18 protein-coding genes are annotated in these 16,567 nt (G+C 67.8%); 8 read left to right on the top strand and 10 right to left on the bottom strand.

Translation table 11 applies throughout. The features are described 5' to 3' along the window. Nucleotides 1–142: 142 nt before the first annotated feature. Nucleotides 143–976, top strand: coding sequence for an SDR family oxidoreductase (locus tag JLK41_RS20730; RefSeq protein WP_037051716.1), 834 nt, complete (start codon nt 143–145; stop codon nt 974–976). A gap of 10 nt (nt 977–986) precedes the next feature. Further along, complete coding sequence (locus JLK41_RS20725) at nt 987–1,733, top strand: substrate-binding periplasmic protein (protein WP_210389727.1); 747 nt, start codon at nt 987–989, stop codon at nt 1,731–1,733. Nucleotides 1,734–1,745: 12 nt separating this feature from the next. On the opposite strand, the gene JLK41_RS20720 is transcribed toward JLK41_RS20725, so the two are convergent. From JLK41_RS20720 to JLK41_RS20710, 3 genes are all read right to left on the bottom strand, one after another. After that, on the bottom strand, nt 1,746–2,180 hold the full coding sequence (locus JLK41_RS20720) for a VOC family protein (RefSeq protein ID WP_047588400.1): 435 nt from the start codon (nt 2,178–2,180) through the stop codon (nt 1,746–1,748). A gap of 30 nt (nt 2,181–2,210) precedes the next feature. Then, on the bottom strand, nt 2,211–2,879 hold the full coding sequence (locus JLK41_RS20715) for a YciC family protein (RefSeq protein ID WP_134675712.1): 669 nt from the start codon (nt 2,877–2,879) through the stop codon (nt 2,211–2,213). Nucleotides 2,880–2,966: 87 nt separating this feature from the next. Further along, nucleotides 2,967–3,452, bottom strand: coding sequence for a YbaK/EbsC family protein (locus JLK41_RS20710; RefSeq protein ID WP_134675711.1), 486 nt, complete (start codon nt 3,450–3,452; stop codon nt 2,967–2,969). Nucleotides 3,453–3,555: 103 nt separating this feature from the next. On the opposite strand from JLK41_RS20710, the gene JLK41_RS20705 reads away from it, so the two are divergent. The 3 genes from JLK41_RS20705 (at nt 3,556) to rhlE1 (ending at nt 6,311) form a co-directional block, all read left to right on the top strand. Further along, on the top strand, nt 3,556–4,035 hold the full coding sequence (locus JLK41_RS20705; protein WP_037051733.1) for a LabA-like NYN domain-containing protein: 480 nt from the start codon (nt 3,556–3,558) through the stop codon (nt 4,033–4,035). A 9-nt stretch (nt 4,036–4,044) separates the two neighbouring features. Next, nucleotides 4,045–4,647, top strand: coding sequence for a 3'-5' exonuclease (locus JLK41_RS20700; RefSeq protein ID WP_210389726.1), 603 nt, complete (start codon nt 4,045–4,047; stop codon nt 4,645–4,647). A gap of 311 nt (nt 4,648–4,958) precedes the next feature. Continuing rightward, nucleotides 4,959–6,311, top strand: a complete 1,353-nt coding sequence (gene rhlE1 / locus JLK41_RS20695) for an RNA helicase RhlE1 (protein WP_037051738.1) — start codon at nt 4,959–4,961, stop codon at nt 6,309–6,311. A 60-nt stretch (nt 6,312–6,371) separates the two neighbouring features. On the opposite strand, the gene JLK41_RS20690 is transcribed toward rhlE1, so the two are convergent. From JLK41_RS20690 to JLK41_RS20675, 4 genes are all read right to left on the bottom strand, one after another. After that, nucleotides 6,372–6,734, bottom strand: a complete 363-nt coding sequence (locus JLK41_RS20690) for a VOC family protein (protein ID WP_037051740.1) — start codon at nt 6,732–6,734, stop codon at nt 6,372–6,374. Nucleotides 6,735–6,810: 76 nt separating this feature from the next. Next, nucleotides 6,811–7,260: a PAS domain-containing protein gene (locus JLK41_RS20685; RefSeq protein WP_037051742.1), complete on the bottom strand. Its 450-nt coding sequence runs from the start codon at nt 7,258–7,260 to the stop codon at nt 6,811–6,813. Between the two features lie 4 nt (nt 7,261–7,264). After that, on the bottom strand, nt 7,265–8,266 hold the full coding sequence (locus tag JLK41_RS20680; RefSeq protein ID WP_210389725.1) for a response regulator: 1,002 nt from the start codon (nt 8,264–8,266) through the stop codon (nt 7,265–7,267). A gap of 146 nt (nt 8,267–8,412) precedes the next feature. Continuing rightward, nucleotides 8,413–9,648: a TIGR03862 family flavoprotein gene (locus tag JLK41_RS20675; RefSeq protein WP_210389724.1), complete on the bottom strand. Its 1,236-nt coding sequence runs from the start codon at nt 9,646–9,648 to the stop codon at nt 8,413–8,415. A 113-nt stretch (nt 9,649–9,761) separates the two neighbouring features. On the opposite strand from JLK41_RS20675, the gene JLK41_RS20670 reads away from it, so the two are divergent. After that, nucleotides 9,762–10,895: an aminotransferase class V-fold PLP-dependent enzyme gene (locus tag JLK41_RS20670; RefSeq protein ID WP_037051748.1), complete on the top strand. Its 1,134-nt coding sequence runs from the start codon at nt 9,762–9,764 to the stop codon at nt 10,893–10,895. Nucleotides 10,896–10,917: 22 nt separating this feature from the next. On the opposite strand, the gene JLK41_RS20665 is transcribed toward JLK41_RS20670, so the two are convergent. From JLK41_RS20665 to JLK41_RS20655, 3 genes are all read right to left on the bottom strand, one after another. Beyond that, nucleotides 10,918–11,742 carry a class I SAM-dependent methyltransferase gene (locus JLK41_RS20665; protein WP_210389723.1) on the bottom strand — a complete coding sequence of 275 codons (825 nt, stop codon included), beginning with the start codon at nt 11,740–11,742 and terminating at the stop codon, nt 10,918–10,920. 77 nt (nt 11,743–11,819) lie between these two features. Continuing rightward, nucleotides 11,820–12,740, bottom strand: coding sequence for a histone deacetylase family protein (locus JLK41_RS20660; RefSeq protein ID WP_210389722.1), 921 nt, complete (start codon nt 12,738–12,740; stop codon nt 11,820–11,822). A 118-nt stretch (nt 12,741–12,858) separates the two neighbouring features. Continuing rightward, nucleotides 12,859–13,941, bottom strand: a complete 1,083-nt coding sequence (locus tag JLK41_RS20655) for an L-dopachrome tautomerase-related protein (RefSeq protein ID WP_210389721.1) — start codon at nt 13,939–13,941, stop codon at nt 12,859–12,861. A gap of 419 nt (nt 13,942–14,360) precedes the next feature. On the opposite strand from JLK41_RS20655, the gene JLK41_RS20650 reads away from it, so the two are divergent. Continuing rightward, entirely contained in the window at nt 14,361–14,921 is a 561-nt protein-coding gene (locus tag JLK41_RS20650) for a GNAT family N-acetyltransferase (RefSeq protein ID WP_175252635.1), read from the top strand. Next, the gene (locus JLK41_RS20645) at nt 14,918–16,507 is read left to right on the top strand and encodes a SagB/ThcOx family dehydrogenase (RefSeq protein WP_210389720.1); all 1,590 of its coding nucleotides are present in this window, start codon (nt 14,918–14,920) and stop codon (nt 16,505–16,507) included. Before JLK41_RS20650 ends, JLK41_RS20645 begins: the two co-directional genes overlap by 4 nt. Nucleotides 16,508–16,567: the final 60 nt, after the last annotated feature.

Below are 16,567 nucleotides of genomic sequence, written 5' to 3'. Positions count from 1 at the left end.
GAGTATCTGCCGAGTTCGCACGGTCGTTCGGCCCCAGGGACAGATGGCATGAGCTGCAGTAGCATGCGAAAGACTGTTGTGTGGGTCGCCCTGGCGAAGGGCGGCAGTTGATATCGGTGAGGGTGGATTCCGGGAGCCGCACATGTATCGCAAGGTGTTCGCCAACAAGGTTTTCGATCGCAAGGTGGTGCTGATCACCGGCGGTTGCGCCGGCATCGGCCGCGCCCTGGCCGTGCGCCTGGCGCAGGCTGGCGCGCGCCTGGTGATTCTCGACCTGCACCAGGCGGCGCTGGATGGCCTGGTGCAGCACCTGGCCGACCATCACAACGCCGAGGCGCTGGGCCTGGTGTGTGACGTCGCCGATGCCGATGCGGTGCAGCGTGCCGTGGCCCTTGCCTGCGAGCGCTTCGGCGGCATCGACGTGCTGGTCAACAATGCCGGCATCACCCACCGCAGCACGTTCGCCGAGACCAGCCTGGACGTGTTCCAGCGGGTCATGGCGGTGAACTACTTCGGCGCGTTGCACTGTACCCAGGCCGCGCTGCCCAGCCTGATCGCCCGGCGCGGGCAGATCATCGTGCTCAGCTCGCTGTCGGGCATCGCGCCGTTGCTCTATCGCAGTGCCTACAACGCCAGCAAGCATGCCCTGCACGGCCTGTTCGAGACCCTGCGTTTCGAACTCAAGGGTTCGGGCGTCAACGTCATGCTGGTATGCCCGGGCTTCACCGCGACCGACCTGCGCAAGAACGCGCTGGTCGGAGACGGCTCGGTGGCGGCGCAGCCACCGCTGGCAATGGGCAAGGTCGCTTCGCCGCAGGATGTCGCCGAGGCCATTTATCACGGTGCGCTCAAGCGCCGGCGGCTGTTGGTACTGTCCAACGTCGACTGGCGGGCGCGGGTGCTGGCGCGTTTCTTCCCGCGGCTGTTCGAGCGTGTGCTGTTGCCACGGCTTTCCGGCTTGAAGCCGCGAAGCTAGGAGGTGTCCGATGCGTGCCTGGCTGCTGCTCATCCTGCTGCTGGCCACTGCGGTGTGCCGGGCCGAAGAGCCCCGTGCGCTGCAGGTGATGACCGATCTCTGGCCGCCGTTTCGCATGCTCAAGGAGGATGGGCAGCTGCAGGGGCTGGATATCGATCTGCTCGACGAGCTGTCACGTCGCACCGGACTGCGCTTCGAGGTGCATCGCGCGCCCTGGGCGAGGGGCCTGGCGGCGCTCGAACAGGGCACGGCGGACATGATGACCGGCCTGGCCAGAACGCCGGAGCGCGAACGCTACATCCAGTACCTGGATGCGCCTTACTACGCCTGCTCGCCGCGCTTCTACGCCAGCCCGGCGCTGGCCATGCGCCTCAAGGACTATGCGGCGCTGCACGAGCTGCGCATCGGCTACGTGCTGGAGTCGGTGTACTTTCAGCCATTCGACGATGACCAGGGGCTGAAGAAGGTCGGGGTCAGCAATGAAAGCCAGTTGCTGGGGATGCTGACCCGTGGCCGTATCGACGCATTGGTCGGTACCGACTGCCAGGTCGACTATGCGCTGCTCGACCCCAGGTTGGCCGGCCGCATCGTCAAGGCGGCCTATCAGCCCGAGGCGCGTACCGAACTCTACATCGGCTTCTCGCGCCAGCGCCTGGAGCGCATGCCGCAGCTGGCGGCTGCGCTCGAGAGCCTGTTGCGCGAGGGGTGGGTCGCCAATGCCGCCCTGCGCTATCAGCCGGTGGTCGCGCACCAGTAGCAGGGTATGTCGTCAGCCATGCTCGTGCTGCGCGCCGCTCGCCAGCATCAGCGCCATGTCCCAGAAGGCCGCCTCGATCTTGTGGCCGTCGAGATCCCTGATGAAACAACCGTAGTACGGCTCGCCATAGTCCGGGCGTGGCCCGGGCTGGCCTTCGTCGCGACCACCGGCCTCCAGCGCCGCCTGGTGAAAGGCGTGCACCGAGGCCTTGTCCGGGGCGACGAAGCCGAAGTGGCTGCCGTTGCCGAGCGTGGCCGGCTGGCCGTTGATCGGTGTCTGCACCCAGAACTCCGGGTATTCGCGCCCGAAGGCCACCGCCCCCGGGTGGCGCATGATCTCGCGGCAGCCCAGGGTCGCCAGCACCTTGGCGTAGAAGGCGCTGGCGGCGTCGAAGTCGTTGGTACCGATGGATATGTGGGACAGGATGCTCGGGTTGCTGTCGCTCATGGCGTGCTCCTCTTGGGCAAAGCAGCAAGCCTAGTCGTTGTTCTGCGATGCTGCCGGTTGCCTGGGGTCGAGCAGCATGAACAGGCGGAACAGCACCACGATGGCGAACAGCTGGAGGAAGCCGTTGCCCGCCTGGTGCAGCACCCAGAGCAGGGTGTCGCCCTGGCTCGGCTGCGTCCACCAGTCGAGCAGCCACAGCGGGAGCAGGACGTTGGCCAGGCAGGCGAATACCGGCCAGAAGCGCCCCTCGGTCATGCTGAAGCTGCTCTGCAGGGCGCGCAATGGCGGCTCCTGGCGCAGCACCAGGATCAGCTCGGAGAAGGCCAGGCGCATCATGATCCAGATGCCCGGCACGATGAACAGCGACAGGCCGAGCATGATCGCCAGCGTGCTCAGACCGGTCATCAGGGCGAAGCTCGGCCAGAGCTGCAGGCCGGCGGCGAACAGCTGGGCGTTGCCCGGCGTCTGCCCGTTGCTGCGTGCATGCAGGAAGAGGATCAGCGGCGCGGCATACAGCGGATAGAAGAGGATGCCGAGCAGGACCCCGTAGGCCGGGTTGGCGTCTTCGCCGAGCTGCGCGGCCAGCACGGCCTGGGCGATGGCCTCGAGCACCAGCAGGGGCAGGGTCAGCCGGGCGATGGCCGCCAGGTTGTGGCTGGAGAAGAACCAGGCATCGCGGAGCACGGAAAGTGGATTCATCGGCAGGCTACCAGATGTAGGGGGCTGTTGAGGTTACATCGCGCGCCGCGTTCGGCCACGCCACGCCGGCGCTTGGCCGCAGAGGATTCAAGGGTACTCCAGTTGCGCATTGGGCAGCGCGGCGAGCAGACGCGGCAGCTCGCTGCCTGGCACCTCCAGGGTCAGCTCGGGCGGGCCGGGCGAGTACAGCAGAAAGTCGCAGGCGAGCACGGCGCGGTCGATCAGCAGGGTGATGCCAGCGTCGTGGCCGAACGGGCAGGCACACATCGGCACGCAGCCGGTAAGCGCGGTCAGTTCCTCGTCGCTGGCGATACGCGGGCGGCTGCCGAGCAGCGCCTTGAGCCGTGCCCAGTCGGCACGCGCCCCTTCGACGCTGACCAGCATGGCATGCCGCTGACTGGCGACGCGCAGGAACAGGCTCTTGCTCTCCACCCCGCGCAGCGCGAAACGCTGGCGCACGGCGTGGGCGGTGGGGTAGTCGAGAACGGCTTCGTGCTCGACCAGGCGATGAGCAATGTCCAGGCGTCGCAGCAGGTCGAGGTTGCGTTGGCAGAGGCTTTCTAGCGGTGTCATGCGTCAAGGATAGGGGCAGGAGCGGTGCTCCGGCCAGTCCCCGGCGCGTCGGGCGGTCGGCTCTGGCATACTGGCGCCTTCGTTGCCCGTACGAGGACTCCCGGTGAAGAAGATCGCCGTATTCGCCGATGTGCAGAACCTCTATTACACGGTGCGCCAGGTGTACGGCTGCCATTTCGACTACAGCGTGCTGTGGGCCGAGGTCAGCCGCCGTGGCGTGATCGTCGAGGCCTATGCCTATGCCATCGACCGTGGCGATGCCAAGCAGCAGCAGTTTCAGCAGATCCTGCGCAAGCTCGGTTTCACCGTGAAGCTCAAGCCCTACATCCAGCGCAGCGACGGCTCGGCCAAGGGCGACTGGGACGTGGGCATCACCATCGATGTGCTCGACGCCGCCTCGCGGGTCGACGAAGTGGTCCTGGCCTCGGGGGACGGCGACTTCGACCTGCTGCTCGAACGCGTGCGCAGCCAGGGCGTCGCTGCCATCGCCTTCGGCGTCCCGGGGCTGACCGCGCAATCGCTGATCCGAGCGGCCAGCCTGTACGTGCCCATCGAGGGCGATCTGTTGTTGCGCAATCACTGAGGTCTCACGTTGGAATCCATTGCCGTCATCGACTTCGAAACCACCGGGGTTTCACCTGCCCAGGCGCGTGCCACCGAGATCGGCGTGGCGATCATCGAGGACGGGCGCATCGTCGAGCGCTATCAGAGCCTGATGTACAGCGGCGCCTGGGTGCCGCCCTTCATCGAGCAGCTCACCGGCATCAGCAATGCCATGCTGCGCCAGGCGCCGCCTTCCGAGCAGGTGATGAACGAGGTGGCCGACTTCATCGGCGAGCGGCCGCTGCTGGCGCACAACGCGGCCTTCGACCAGAAGTTCTGGGATGCCGAACTGGCCCGCGTGAGCCGGCGGCGCGCGCAGCCGTTCGCCTGTTCGCTGCTGCTTTCGCGGCGCCTGCTGCCGGAGGCGCCGAGCCACAAGCTGGGCAACCTCAACAGCTGGGCCGGCCTGCCGGATACCGGACGTGCCCACCGGGCCCTGGCCGATGCCGAGATGGCCGCCAACCTGACCCTGCACCTGTTCGACCTGCTGCGTGACCGGCATGGCCGGCACCAGGCCGATCATGCCTTCCTCTGCCAGCTGCAGAGCCTGTCGGCAGCCAAGGTGCGCACGCTGCTGGCGACTGCCAGCTGAGCTTGCCTCGTATCTGCAGGAGCGGCTTCAGCCGCGAGCGCTTGTCGCGGCTAAAGCCCCTCCCACGGAGGCCCTGGCTTCATTGCTGAGTGCTACGCCGAAGGAATTTCGCGACTGAAGCCGCCCTTGCGGGCTACGTGAGGGCGTACCCTCTGCATCCATGCGTGTCGTCACGGCGAACGGACACCCTTGCCACTGCCTGCGGCGCGGCTGGGCGCTGCAGCGGCGAGCTTTTTCATGGCGGAGAGCGCTCCACGGGTGGGGGACAGGGTAAACTGCGCGCCTGTTCCCATTGCCTCGCTGGTTGCCCCATGACCTTCGCCTCCCTCGGTTTGATCGAGCCGCTGCTGCGTACCCTCACCGAACTCGACTACCAGACCCCGACGCCGGTGCAGAGCCAGGCCATTCCCGCCGTGCTCAAGGGGCGCGACCTGATGGCGGCGGCGCAGACCGGCACCGGCAAGACCGCCGGCTTCGCCCTGCCGTTGCTGCAGCGCCTGACCCTGGAGGGCCCGCAGGTGGCCAGCAACTCGGTGCGCGCACTGGTGCTGACGCCGACCCGCGAGCTGGCCGAGCAGGTGCTGCAGAGCTTCCAGGCCTACGGCCAGCATCTGCCGCTGAGCAGCTATGCGGTGTACGGCGGGGTCAGCATCAACCCGCAGATGATGAAGCTGCGCAAGGGCGTCGATGTGCTGGTGGCCACGCCGGGGCGACTGCTCGACCTGTACCGGCAGAACGCGCTGAAATTCACCCAGTTGCAGACCCTGGTGCTGGATGAGGCCGACCGCATGCTCGACCTCGGCTTCGCCCGCGAGCTGGACGAGCTGTTCAGCGCGCTGCCGAAGAAGCGCCAGACCTTGCTGTTCTCCGCCACCTTCTCCGACGCCATCCGGCAGATGGCCGGCGAGCTGCTGCGCGACCCGCTGTCGGTGGAAGTCAGCCCGCGCAACGCCGCGGCCAAGAGCGTCAAGCAGTGGTTGATCCCGGTGGACAAGAAGCGCAAGAGCGAGCTGTTCCTGCACCTGCTCGAGCAGAAGCGCTGGGGCCAGGTGCTGGTGTTCGCCAAGACCCGCAAGGGGGTCGATCAGCTGGAGCAGGAGCTGCTGGCCATGGGCGTGGCGGCCGACTCGATCCATGGTGACAAGCCGCAACCGAGCCGCCTGCGCGCACTGGAGCGCTTCAAGGCCGGCGAGGTGCAGATTCTGGTGGCCACCGACGTGGCCGCACGGGGCCTGGATATCGATGACCTGCCGCTGGTGGTCAACCTCGACCTGCCGATCAACGCCGAGGATTACGTGCACCGCATCGGCCGTACCGGCCGCGCCGGCAGCAGCGGCGAAGCCATTTCCCTGGTCTGCGCCGACGAGGTGGAGCTGCTCGCCGCCATCGAACGGCTGATCCGTCAGGTGCTGCCGCGTCGCGAGGAGGCGGATTTCATCCCCGACCACCGGGTGCCGCAGACCACCATCGATGGCCAGGTGCTGAAGAAGCCGAAGAAGCCCAAGCAGAAGCTGATCCCCGGTGCGGGCGGCGCGGCCAAGAGCGGCGGCAAGGGCAATATCCACCTCGGCCGCTGGTTCGAGGAAGAAGACGCCAAGCCGAAGGCCAAGGCCGTGCGCAAGGTGCCGAGCTTCGGCAGCAAGCCCAAAGGCGGCAAGAAGTAGCGCTCGACGTAGCCCGGCTGACATCCGCGAGACGCGCTCGCGGCCAAAGCGCAATGGCGCTCAGATGTTCTGGCCGATGCGCCAGAGCACGCCGCTGGGGTCGAAGAGCATGAACTCGCGGATGCCCCAGGGCTGGTCCTGCGGCGCAATCAGCCGCGTGTCGAAACGCGTGTCCAGGCGCGCGGCCTGGATCTGCTGCCACCAGGCATCGACGTCCTCCACCAGCAGGTGCATGACGAAATTCTCCGCCTGTTCCTTCACGTAGAAGTTCTGCAGCAGGAAGGCACAGTGATCGCCATGGCTGAAGTAGGCCATCTGCTCATCCGACCAGGCCAGCCGAAAGCCCAGGGCCTGGTAGAAGTCCAGGCTGAGGGCGAAGTCCCGTGCCGGGACGAAGGTCTTCAGTTCGACGCTGCGTAGCATGCCAGTCTCTTCGCGTGGGTGAGGGGCGGGCGAGGCGAAGCCTGTGCGCCGCTGGCGGGCCAGGCCCGGCTGCATTCTACCCGGGCTGGGCAGGGCTGGCTTGCGCCTGGGCCGCCACTGCCGCTGCGGTCATGTCGTAGATCACCAGGCACACATGCTCCACCGGCTGTCCGGCCAACGGCAGCACGGTGACGTTCTGGTACATGAAGTCGGCCTGGCCGGTGATCGGCTGGTAGCTCTTGAAGCGCATCAGGTAGGGGCGTTGCTGCCACAGGCTGAAGGCGCGGGTGCCGAGCTGCACCACGCTTTCCACCTTGCGTTCCAGCCAGGCGCGGTCGATGTCGGGGAACAGCTCGAACAGCGAGCGCCCCTGCACCTGGTCCGGCCCCAGCCCGGAGTGGTTCTCCATGAAGGCGTTCCACACCTCCACATGGTACTGGCGGTCGAGCACCACCACGCCGACGTCGATGCACTGCACGATGTCGAGCAGCCAGTGAACTTCCTTGATATCGATCTGCGCAGGCATCGCTTCACTCCATCAGGTAGCCGATCTTGCCGGTCAGGCGTTTGATCGAGTCTTCGGTGAACAACAGCAGCAGGTCGAAATGGATGGCATGGCCCTCCAGGCTGTAGCTGATTTCCACGGCCAGGGTCTTGCGCCAGCGCTGGCGGTTGATCTGGATGAGCTGGTCGAGGCTGGCGTGCTGGCCGAGCAGTTGCGGATGGCCCTGGGAGAAGCGCAGGTCGAGCTGTTCGGCGATGCCGGCGAGGCAGGCACCGGTCAGGATGCTGGCCAGGTCCAGCAGCATCTCCGAGGTCTGCGCCTCGTTCTCCGGCTGCCAGCCGAGCAGGCGCGCCATGTCGTCCACTTCCGAATCATGGAACAGCAGCAGCGCCTCGCCGGCGATCGCCTCGCCGATGAAGCCCTGGCAGATGGCGCTGAAGCGTTCGCCGCGCTGGGCGTCGAGCAGGGTCATGTGCAGTTCGCTGACCTCGAAGATGTTCACCTGCGGCACTGGCAGCTGCACGAACACCCCGAGCACCTTGGCCAGCAGGGCCGCGGCGCGGCCCATGGCGACGTTGTTCACCTCGCGCAGGGCGTCGCGGAAGCTGACTTTCAGCTCCGACAGGGCCGCCGCCTGGGCCTGCGCCGTCGCACTGCCGCGAGGGTCGAACAGGCCCAGCTCGATCAGCGTCTGGCGCAGGATCGCGGGGTCGGCAGGCTTCTTGATGAAGGCCAGGGCGCCCAGCTCGCGGACGCGGCGCAGCGCCTCTTCCTGCACGTCGCCGGACACCACGATGACCTGGCTGCTCAGGCCTTCGGCCCGCAGCGCCGCCAGCGTCTGGTAGCCATCGAGCACGGGCATGGTCAGGTCGAGCAGCATGACCTGCCCCTGGCCCTGACGGATCAGCGCCAGGGCTTCCTCGCCATTGGCGGCCTGGCTGAGGGTGACCGGCCATTCCGCCGGCAGGGCGCGGATCAGCTGCTTGCGCGCCATGTTGGAGTCGTCGCAGACCAGCAAAGGGATCACGGCGGGGGATTACCTGTGTGGGGAGCGCTGACACTCAGCATAGACGCATGCCGTTGCGCATGCCCCGGCGTTGCCAGCTTGACGGGCGAATTCGTTCGCCGGCGTGCGTAGGGCGGGTGCAACCCGCCGCCCGGCAGGGACCCGCCCTAGGGTTTCAGCCAGTTCAGCAGGCCGTGCGCGGCCACCCGGCCGCTGGCGAAGCAGGCGGTGAGCAGGTAGCCGCCGGTGGGGGCTTCCCAGTCGAGCATTTCACCGGCGCAGAACACGCCGGGCAGGGCCTTGAGCATCAGGCCGGCGTCCAGTGCCTCGAACGGCACGCCACCGGCGCTGCTGATCGCCTCGTCCAGCGGCCGGGTGCGCAGCAGGGTGATCGGCAGCGCCTTGATCCACGGCGCCAGCGCGGCGGGCTCCGCGAAGGCTGCGGCGGGCGCCAGCTCACGCAGCAGCGCGGCCTTGACGCCATCCAGCCCGGCCTGGCGGTGCAGGTGCTTGGCCATGGAATGCTTGCCGCGGGGCTTGCCCAGCGCCTGTTGCAGCCTGGCCAGGGGCATCTGCGGCAGCAGGTCGAGGTGGACCACGGCCTGGCCGTCGGTTTCGATGGCGCGGCGGATCGCGGCGGAGAAGGCATACACCAGGCTGCCCTCGATGCCACCGGCGGTGAGCACGAACTCACCGATGCGCGCGTCTTCGCCGCTCAGGCCGAGGGCGACGTTCTTCAGCGGCGCGCCGGCGAAGCGGGTCCGCAGGTGCTCGCTCCAGGCCGCGACCTCGAAACCGCAATTGCTCGGCTTGAGTGCCGCCACGTCTATGCCGCGCGCCTGCAGCAGGTGGGTCCAGGCGCCGTCGGAACCCAGGCGTGCCCAGCTGCCGCCGCCGAGGGCGAGCAGGCAGGCATCGGCGGCCAGCGCGCGCTCGCCATCCGTCCCGGCGATGCGCAGGCTGCCATCGTCGTTCCAGCCCAGCCAGCGGCTGCGCGTATGGATGCTCACGCCCAGCTCGCGCAGGCGGCGCAGCCAGGCGCGCAGCAGCGGCGCCGCCTTCATGTCGCAGGGGAACACGCGGCCGGAGGTGCCGACGAAGGTGTCGATGCCCAGGCCGTGAATCCACTCGCGCAGGGTGTCGGCGTCGAAGTCGGCGAGCAGCGTCGCGACCTCGGCCTGGCGCTCGCCGTAACGGCCGATGAAGGCGTCCCTGGGCTCGGAATGGGTGATGTTCATGCCACCAACGCCGGCCAGGAGGAACTTGCGCCCCACCGAGGGCATGGCGTCGAACAGCTCCACGCGCACGCCGCCCTGGGCCAGCACTTCGGCGGCCATCAGCCCGGCAGGGCCGCCGCCGATGATGGCGACGTGGTGAGCGGTGGGAGCAATGGCGGTGGTCATGGCACAAGGACGATCGGCAGGTGGCTGCGCATTCTACCCGAGAGCTCCCCGGCCTTGTCATTTGCCCGGGCTTAGGGCAGGTTCTGCTCGAACCTTTTCGGCTGGAGTCCGTTATGTCCCATATCTGCCCCGACATCGATCCCGATGGCCTGATCGAATATTCGGTGGTCTACACCGACCGCTCGCTGAACCACATGTCGCAGTCGTTCCAGGGCGTGATGCGCGACATCTCCAGCACCCTGAAGCAGGTCTACAACGCGCATGCGGTGGCGGTGGTGCCCGGCAGTGGCACCTTCGGCATGGAGGCCGTGGCGCGGCAGCTGGCGACGGAACAGAAGTGCCTGGTGCTGCGCAATGGCTGGTTCAGCTACCGCTGGACGCAGATCTTCGACATGGGCCGCATTCCCGCCGAGGCGCTGGTGCTCAAGGCGCGCCCGGTTGCCGACGGCCCGCAGGCCGCCTTCGCCCCGGCGCCGCTGGACGAGGTGCTGGCGACCATCGCTGCGGAGAAACCGCAGGTGGTGTTCGCTCCGCACGTGGAAACCTCTTCGGGGATGATCCTGCCGGACGACTACCTGCGCGCGGTGAGTGACGCCGTGCACGCCGTCGGCGGCCTGTTCGTGCTCGACTGCATCGCCTCCGGCACCCTCTGGGTGGACATGCAGGCCTGCGGCATCGACGTGCTGATCAGTGCTCCGCAGAAGGGCTGGAGCGCGTCGCCGTGCTGCGCCCTGGTGATGCTCAGCGAGGCCGCCCAGGCGCGCGTCGAGGCCACCCAGAGCACGAGTTTCGCCTGTGACCTGAAGAAGTGGCTGCAGATCATGCAGGCCTACGAGCAGGGCGGCCACGCCTACCACGCCACCATGCCCAGCGATGCCCTGGCGCGCTTCCGTGATGCCATGCTGGAGGCCAAGGCCATCGGTTTCGCCAGCGTGCGCGAGCAGCAACAGGCACTCGGTGACCGTGTGCGCGCCATGCTCGCCGGGCGTGGTTTCAAGAGTGTCGCGGCCAAGGGCTTCGAGGCGCCCGGCGTGGTGGTCTGCTACACCGACGACGCGCAGATCAAGAACGGCGCCAAGTTCGCTGCCGTCGGCCTGCAGATCGCCGCGGGCGTGCCGCTGCAATGCGACGAGCCGGCGGACTTCCAGACCTTCCGCCTCGGCCTGTTCGGGCTGGACAAGCTGGGCAACGTCGAGCGCAGCGTGGCAACCCTGGAACAGGCGCTGGACAAGGTACTGGCGCCCTGATGCACGCGGGAGGACAGCGCGCTCAGGGGCGCTTCACCGCCTGCAGCGTGTAGCTCATCGGCAGGCGCTCCGGCCGCGTCTGCAGGCGCCACTCACCGTCGGCGCCGCGCACCATCTGCCCTGGCAGCGCCTCCCAGGGCACACTGTCGTGCTCTTGCAGTGCGCTCAGCTGCATGCCGTGGCGCAGCAGGGCCGAGATGATCTCGCCCAGGCCATGGTTCCACTCGTGGGTCACGGTCGCCATCAGCGGCGCCGTGGTCTGCACATAAGTCTGCGTGTCGTCCCAGACCAGCGGCTCGCGGTGTTCGAAGTACGGATGAACGATGCGCAACTCACCTTCGCAGGTCTCGTCGAGGCTCAGCAGAACGGGGTGCGCCTCGCGCAGGAAGAGTCGCCCACCCGGCTTGAGCAGCGCGGCCACGTTGGCGGCCCAGTCGTCGATGCGTGGCAGCCAGTTGAGCGCGCCGATGCCCGTGTAGACCAGATCGTAGCGCTGCTCGCCGAGCACCTGCGCAGCGTCGTAGACCGGGGCCTCGACGAAGCGGATAGGTTGGTTGCAGGCACTGGCCAGCTGCCGCGCCTGCGCCAGCGACGCATCGGAAAAGTCCAGGCCGGTAAGCTCGGCGCCCAGGCGCGCCAGTGACAGGGTGTCGGTGCCGATGTGGCATTGCAGGTGAACCGCCTGCAGCCCGCTGATATCGCCGAGGCGAGGACGGTCGAAGCGCACCACGTCGGACAGGTGCTCGGCCGTGTCGATGAACTGCTGCGCCTGGTACTCGGGGGAGGCCGCATGCAGGGCGGCGCGGTCGTTCCAGTTGGCCTTGTTCAGCGCGAATGAATCTTCCATGAGGTGTTCTCCTTGAGGGCAACGGCGGATTATGCCGATGCCATGGCCGAATCGATAGCGCTGTTCGCGTTTGTCGCTCAGCCCAGCCCGCGCGCGGCCCACACGCGCGCCGCGCTGTGGTGGAGGACGCCATGGCGGCGGGCGAGGGCGGGCAGGTCCTTCGAGTAGCCGCCGCCGATCACCCCCAGCACCGGGATATCACGGCCCAGGCAATGATCCAGCACGGCTTCGTCACGGGCCGCCAGGCCGGCGTCGGTGAGGTGCAGGTAGCCCAGGGCGTCGTCCTTGTGCACGTCGACACCGGCGTCGTAGAGCACCAGGTCCGGCTGGTAGATCGGCAGCAGGTAGTTGAGCGTGTCGTCGACCACCTTGAGGTAGTCGGCGTCGCCCATGCCGCGCGGCAGGGGGATGTCCCAGTCGCTGCGTGCCTTGCGCGTCGGGAAGTTCTGCTCGCAGTGCAGGGACACGGTGATCGCCTCCGGCTCGTCTTCCAGCAGGCGCGCGGTGCCGTCGCCCTGATGCACGTCGCAGTCGAAGATCAGCACCCGCTGCACGCGTCCTGCCGCGAGCAGGTAGCGGGCGATCACCGCCAGGTCGTTGAAGATGCAGAAGCCCGAGGGGAAGTCGTAGTGCGCGTGGTGCGTGCCACCGGCCAGGTGGCAGGCCAGGCCATGCCGCAGCGCCAGTTCGGCGGTCAGCAGCGAGCCGCCCACGGCGCGCACGGTACGCCGCGCCAGGGCGTCGCTCCAGGGCAGGCCGAGGCGGCGCTGATCCTCCGGCGCCAGCTCGCCGGCCATGTAGCGGGCGATGTAGTCCGGGCAGTGCACCAGGGCCAGGATCTCCGCCGGGCACAGCTCGGGGCGCAGCAGCTCGGCATCCGTGGTCAGGCCGCTGGCGACCAGGTGATCGCGCAGCAGGCGGAATTTCTCCATGGGGAAACGGTGCCCGGCCGGGAAGGGCGGGCTGTAGTCCTCGTGGTAGACCAGCGGCAGCGGCATAGGCTCAGTGCTCGTCGAATCGATGGCATATGGTCGCAGCCAATCGAGGCAATCGCCATGCCCCCGTTTCGACAGCGGCTGCGGATGACCGCTGCCAGGGCATGGATGATGCGGCGGCTTATTTCCCCGGCCACACGCGCATCACGCGATACGGCGGTTTGCCGCTATCGCTGCCACCGGTGAAGGCCGGGGTTCTGTACAGCTGATTGACCGAGATGTACAGCCAGCCGTCGTGACCCACATGCACGCTGTCCGGCCAGTCCAGTCGCGCGTCGCGCACCAGTGGCTCAAGCGTGCCATCGCTATCGAGCCGGTCGATGCCGTTGTCGTTGAGGTTGGTGAAGAAGTGCCGGCCCTTGGCGTCGCTAGCGGCGCCATCGGAAACGGGCTTGGCACCGACACGCTGGATGGCCGCCGCGATCTGCTCGTCGCTGGCGCCGTCACGCAGCAGCTCGCTGGGCAGCGAGTACCAGGTCTTGCCGTTCATGGCGCCGAAGTACAGGGTGGCGTGGTCGGCCGACAGGGTGATCGGGTTGACCGCCACGTTGGCGGGCTTGCCCTGGAACTGGATCGGCACGCCGCCGATGACCATCCTGGCGTCGGGCTCGGCCTGCAGCGCGGCATGGCCGCTGAAGCGCCGCGCCTTGCCGCTGCTGATTTCGACGGCGATCAGGCCGGGGTTGGCGATGTCCGCCAGGTAGATCCAGCCAGCGTCGTCGTCGACGGCCAGGTCCTGGATGAAGCTGCCTTTGGGGGCGACATCGGCGGGCAGTTCGATGCGATACAGCTCGCTGCCCGTGGCGACATCGAAGCCCCACAGACGTGTCTTGCCCAGGTTCAGGCCCATGTCCGTTATCCACAGGCGGTTCTTGCCATCGATGGCGATGCCCAGCGGCGTATCGATCTGCGCATCGTTGGCAGCGGCGGTACCGCGTTGCAGCGTGCTGCTGGGCCAGGGCTTGTAGCTGTCGCGGCCGGTGATTTCGATCAGTTGAGCGGCAGCCGGCGCGCCCAGGGGATGGACCGTGGCAAACACCCGGTCGTCCGCGCTGGGGGCGACGTTGCCGGGGCGGATCGGCAGTTCGGCGACCACTTCCAGATCGCCGACCTGGGCGGCAAGGGCCGAGTTGACGAAGGCTATGGAAAGGGCCAGCAGGGAGGCGCTGGCGGCCCGGCGGATGGGGCGAGAAAGAGAGGTCATTACAGGTTTCCTGTGGTGCGCTGGGACAGGCGAATGCGCTACACGAGCGTTATCCGTCGTTGCGGCTGCCCCGCTGATCGATGGCGACGAATGTGCGCCCTGAAGCCGGCAGGCAGTGAGGCCCAGTCTGACTTTATCGGTAAAGGCGAAAAAGACGGGCCGCGTTGAACCTCTTTCAATCTGTGCGAGAAAGTCGTCACGCCACGCAGAACCGCATCGCCACGATATGCAGCAGGTGCGGCGGCCGCAGGGCGAGGGACTGCGCTGGGGACTGTCGGCGACGCTGCCGCCAGGCGATCACGCCGGCGGCATTTCTCCATGGGCAGACGATGCCTGGCGCGAAGGGCGTGATCCAGGCGGCATACAATGAGTGTCCAGCGAGTCGACGTTATCTGCTCGCCGCCAATCGAGAAACTGTCATGCCCCTGATCGAAACCGCTACCGAACGCCTGTTGCTGCGCGCCTGGCGCGACAGTGACCTGCCGGCGCTGGCCGCGCTCAATGCCGATGCCGAGGTGATGCGCCATTTCCCTTCGCCGCTGGATGCCGAGCAGAGCGCCCAGATGCTGGCGCGCATGCGTGAGCACCTCGATGAGCATGGGTTCGGCTTCTGGGCGCTGCAGCGGCGTGACAGCGGGGAGCTGATCGGCGTCACCGGCCTGGCGCGGGTCAGCTTCGCCGCGCCGTTCGTGCCAGCCGTCGAGATCGGCTGGCGCCTGGCGCGGGCGCACTGGCGCCAGGGTTATGCCCGCGAGGCGGCCTGTGCCGCGCTGGCCGTGGCCTTCGAACAGCTGGGGCTGGACCAGGTGGTGAGCTTTACCGTGCCGGCCAATCTGCCGTCGCAGGCGGTGATGCGCACGATCGGCATGCAGCGTGACGAGGCCGGTGACTTCCTCCATCCGAAGCTGCCGGATGGCCACCCGCTGCAGCCCCATGTGCTCTATCGCATCCGCCGTGCGCAGTGGGAGGCGCAGCGATGAACGATGTGCTCGCCTATCACCAGCTCAGCAAGCATGCCCCGGAGCGTTTCGCTCCCGGCCCGGGACAGCTGGACTGGGCCACCCAGCCGGCGCCGTTTCGCCGCTATGACGGTGCCCGGCTGATCGCGCTGTACCACCGTCCGCTGGAGGAGAGCCCGGCGTACGACCTGGCATTCGCCGGCGTGCAGGCGCCGCCCGCGCCGCTGGATCGCGCCAGCGTCTCGCAGCTGCTGTACGACAGCCTGGCCATTTCCGCCTGGAAGGAGGCCGGCGGCAATCGCTGGGCGCTGCGGGTCAACCCGTCATCCGGCAACCTGCACCCGACCGAGGCCTACCTGCTGCTGCCGGCCGGTGCCGTCGATGCGCACGCTGTGCTGGCGCACTACGCGCCCGACCAGCACGCGCTGGAGGTGCGCAGCGAGCTGCCTGCGGCCGTTGCCGAGCAACTGGCCGGCAGCCTGCCGGCAGGCGGCTTGCTCCTCGGCCTGAGCAGCATCGCCTGGCGCGAGGCCTGGAAGTATGGCGAGCGCGCCTATCGCTACTGCCAGCATGATCTCGGCCATGCCCTGGCCGCGCTGGCCATCGCCGCCAGCGTGCAGGGCTGGCAGGTGCGCCTGCTGCATGGCGTGGCCGAAGCGCACCTGGATGCGCTGCTGGGGCTGGATGACGAAGGCTTTCACGAGGCCGAGCACGGCGATTGCCTGTTGTGGATCGGCCCGGCGCAGACGCGGGAGTTCGCCCTGCCCGAGGCCTTGCTGAGCGCGCTGGCGCACCTGCAGCGTTGTGGCACGCCCAACCGCCTGTCACGCGACTACCGCCACTGGCCCGAATTGCAGCGGGTGCAGGGACTCTGCCGGGCACCGGCGCGTCCGCGCGCCTCGTGGCACACGGCGCCGGCCAGTGTGCATGGCGAGAATCCGGGGCTGCCTCTGCGGCCGATCCTGCACCGTCGGCGCAGTGCGCAGAGCATGGATGGGCGCAGCGGCATCCAGGCCGGGTTGCTGCTGGCCTGGCTGCGCCGCCTGATGCCTGCGCGATCGCCGGTGCCGTTCGCCGTGACCGGCGAGCCGAGCGAGGTCGACCTGCTGCTGTTCGTCCATCGCGTGCAGGGGCTGGCCCCCGGTCTGTACTGGCTGGATCGCAGCGGCAGCGGGGCGCAGCCGCTGCGCGAGGACTACCTGTGGCAGCGGGTCGATGACGAACTGCCGCTGTACCGCCTGCTCGAAGGCGACGCCCGTGGTCTGGCGGGCTTTCTCAGTTGCGGCCAGGACATCGCAGCCGACGGCTGCGTGGCCTTGGCCATGCTGGCGCGGGTGGAGCGCGCCGTTGCCAATGGCAACTGGCGTTATCCCAGGCTCTACTGGGAATGTGGCCTGATCGGCCAGTTGCTCTATCTGGAGGCCGAGGCGGCGGGGCTTTCCGGGACGGGGATTGGCTGCTATTTCGACGACGCTCTTCGCGAATTGCTCGGAGATGCCGACAACGGCTGGCAAAGCCTTTACCATTTCACCCTCGGCCGCGCCGTGTGGGATGAACGCCTGACGTCCCTGCCGGCCTATTCTCAACCGCGACTAGCAGACCATTGAGAAACCTGGGCAAGACAAGGCAGAAACGGCTGGAAAGCGCAGTTTGGTTGGACTGAACGA

Origin of the sequence: Ectopseudomonas khazarica (assembly GCF_017915135.1) — a bacterium.
In the GTDB taxonomy this organism is placed as follows: Bacteria; Pseudomonadota; Gammaproteobacteria; order Pseudomonadales; family Pseudomonadaceae; genus Aquipseudomonas; species Aquipseudomonas khazarica.
The sequence above is the reverse complement of the archived record's forward strand: the minus strand, read 5'-3'. Positions and strand labels throughout refer to the sequence as shown.

Bases quoted from the DNA above. Each gene is read 5' to 3' on its own strand.
- JLK41_RS20715 (WP_134675712.1), bottom strand. From the start codon at position 2,879: ATGAATCCACTTTCCGTGCTCCGCGATGCCTGGTTCTTCTCCAGCCAC.
- JLK41_RS20685 (WP_037051742.1), bottom strand. From the start codon at position 7,260: ATGCCTGCGCAGATCGATATCAAGGAAGTTCACTGGCTGCTCGACATC.
- JLK41_RS20725 (WP_210389727.1), top strand. From the start codon at position 987: ATGCGTGCCTGGCTGCTGCTCATCCTGCTGCTGGCCACTGCGGTGTGC.
- JLK41_RS20730 (WP_037051716.1), top strand. From the start codon at position 143: ATGTATCGCAAGGTGTTCGCCAACAAGGTTTTCGATCGCAAGGTGGTG.
- rhlE1 (WP_037051738.1), top strand. From the start codon at position 4,959: ATGACCTTCGCCTCCCTCGGTTTGATCGAGCCGCTGCTGCGTACCCTC.
- JLK41_RS20710 (WP_134675711.1), bottom strand. From the start codon at position 3,452: ATGACACCGCTAGAAAGCCTCTGCCAACGCAACCTCGACCTGCTGCGA.
- JLK41_RS20720 (WP_047588400.1), bottom strand. From the start codon at position 2,180: ATGAGCGACAGCAACCCGAGCATCCTGTCCCACATATCCATCGGTACC.
- JLK41_RS20660 (WP_210389722.1), bottom strand. From the start codon at position 12,740: ATGCCGCTGCCGCTGGTCTACCACGAGGACTACAGCCCGCCCTTCCCG.
- JLK41_RS20670 (WP_037051748.1), top strand. From the start codon at position 9,762: ATGTCCCATATCTGCCCCGACATCGATCCCGATGGCCTGATCGAATAT.
- JLK41_RS20650 (WP_175252635.1), top strand. From the start codon at position 14,361: ATGCCCCTGATCGAAACCGCTACCGAACGCCTGTTGCTGCGCGCCTGG.
- JLK41_RS20645 (WP_210389720.1), top strand. From the start codon at position 14,918: ATGAACGATGTGCTCGCCTATCACCAGCTCAGCAAGCATGCCCCGGAG.
- JLK41_RS20665 (WP_210389723.1), bottom strand. From the start codon at position 11,742: ATGGAAGATTCATTCGCGCTGAACAAGGCCAACTGGAACGACCGCGCC.
- JLK41_RS20690 (WP_037051740.1), bottom strand. From the start codon at position 6,734: ATGCTACGCAGCGTCGAACTGAAGACCTTCGTCCCGGCACGGGACTTC.
- JLK41_RS20655 (WP_210389721.1), bottom strand. From the start codon at position 13,941: ATGACCTCTCTTTCTCGCCCCATCCGCCGGGCCGCCAGCGCCTCCCTG.
- JLK41_RS20675 (WP_210389724.1), bottom strand. From the start codon at position 9,648: ATGACCACCGCCATTGCTCCCACCGCTCACCACGTCGCCATCATCGGC.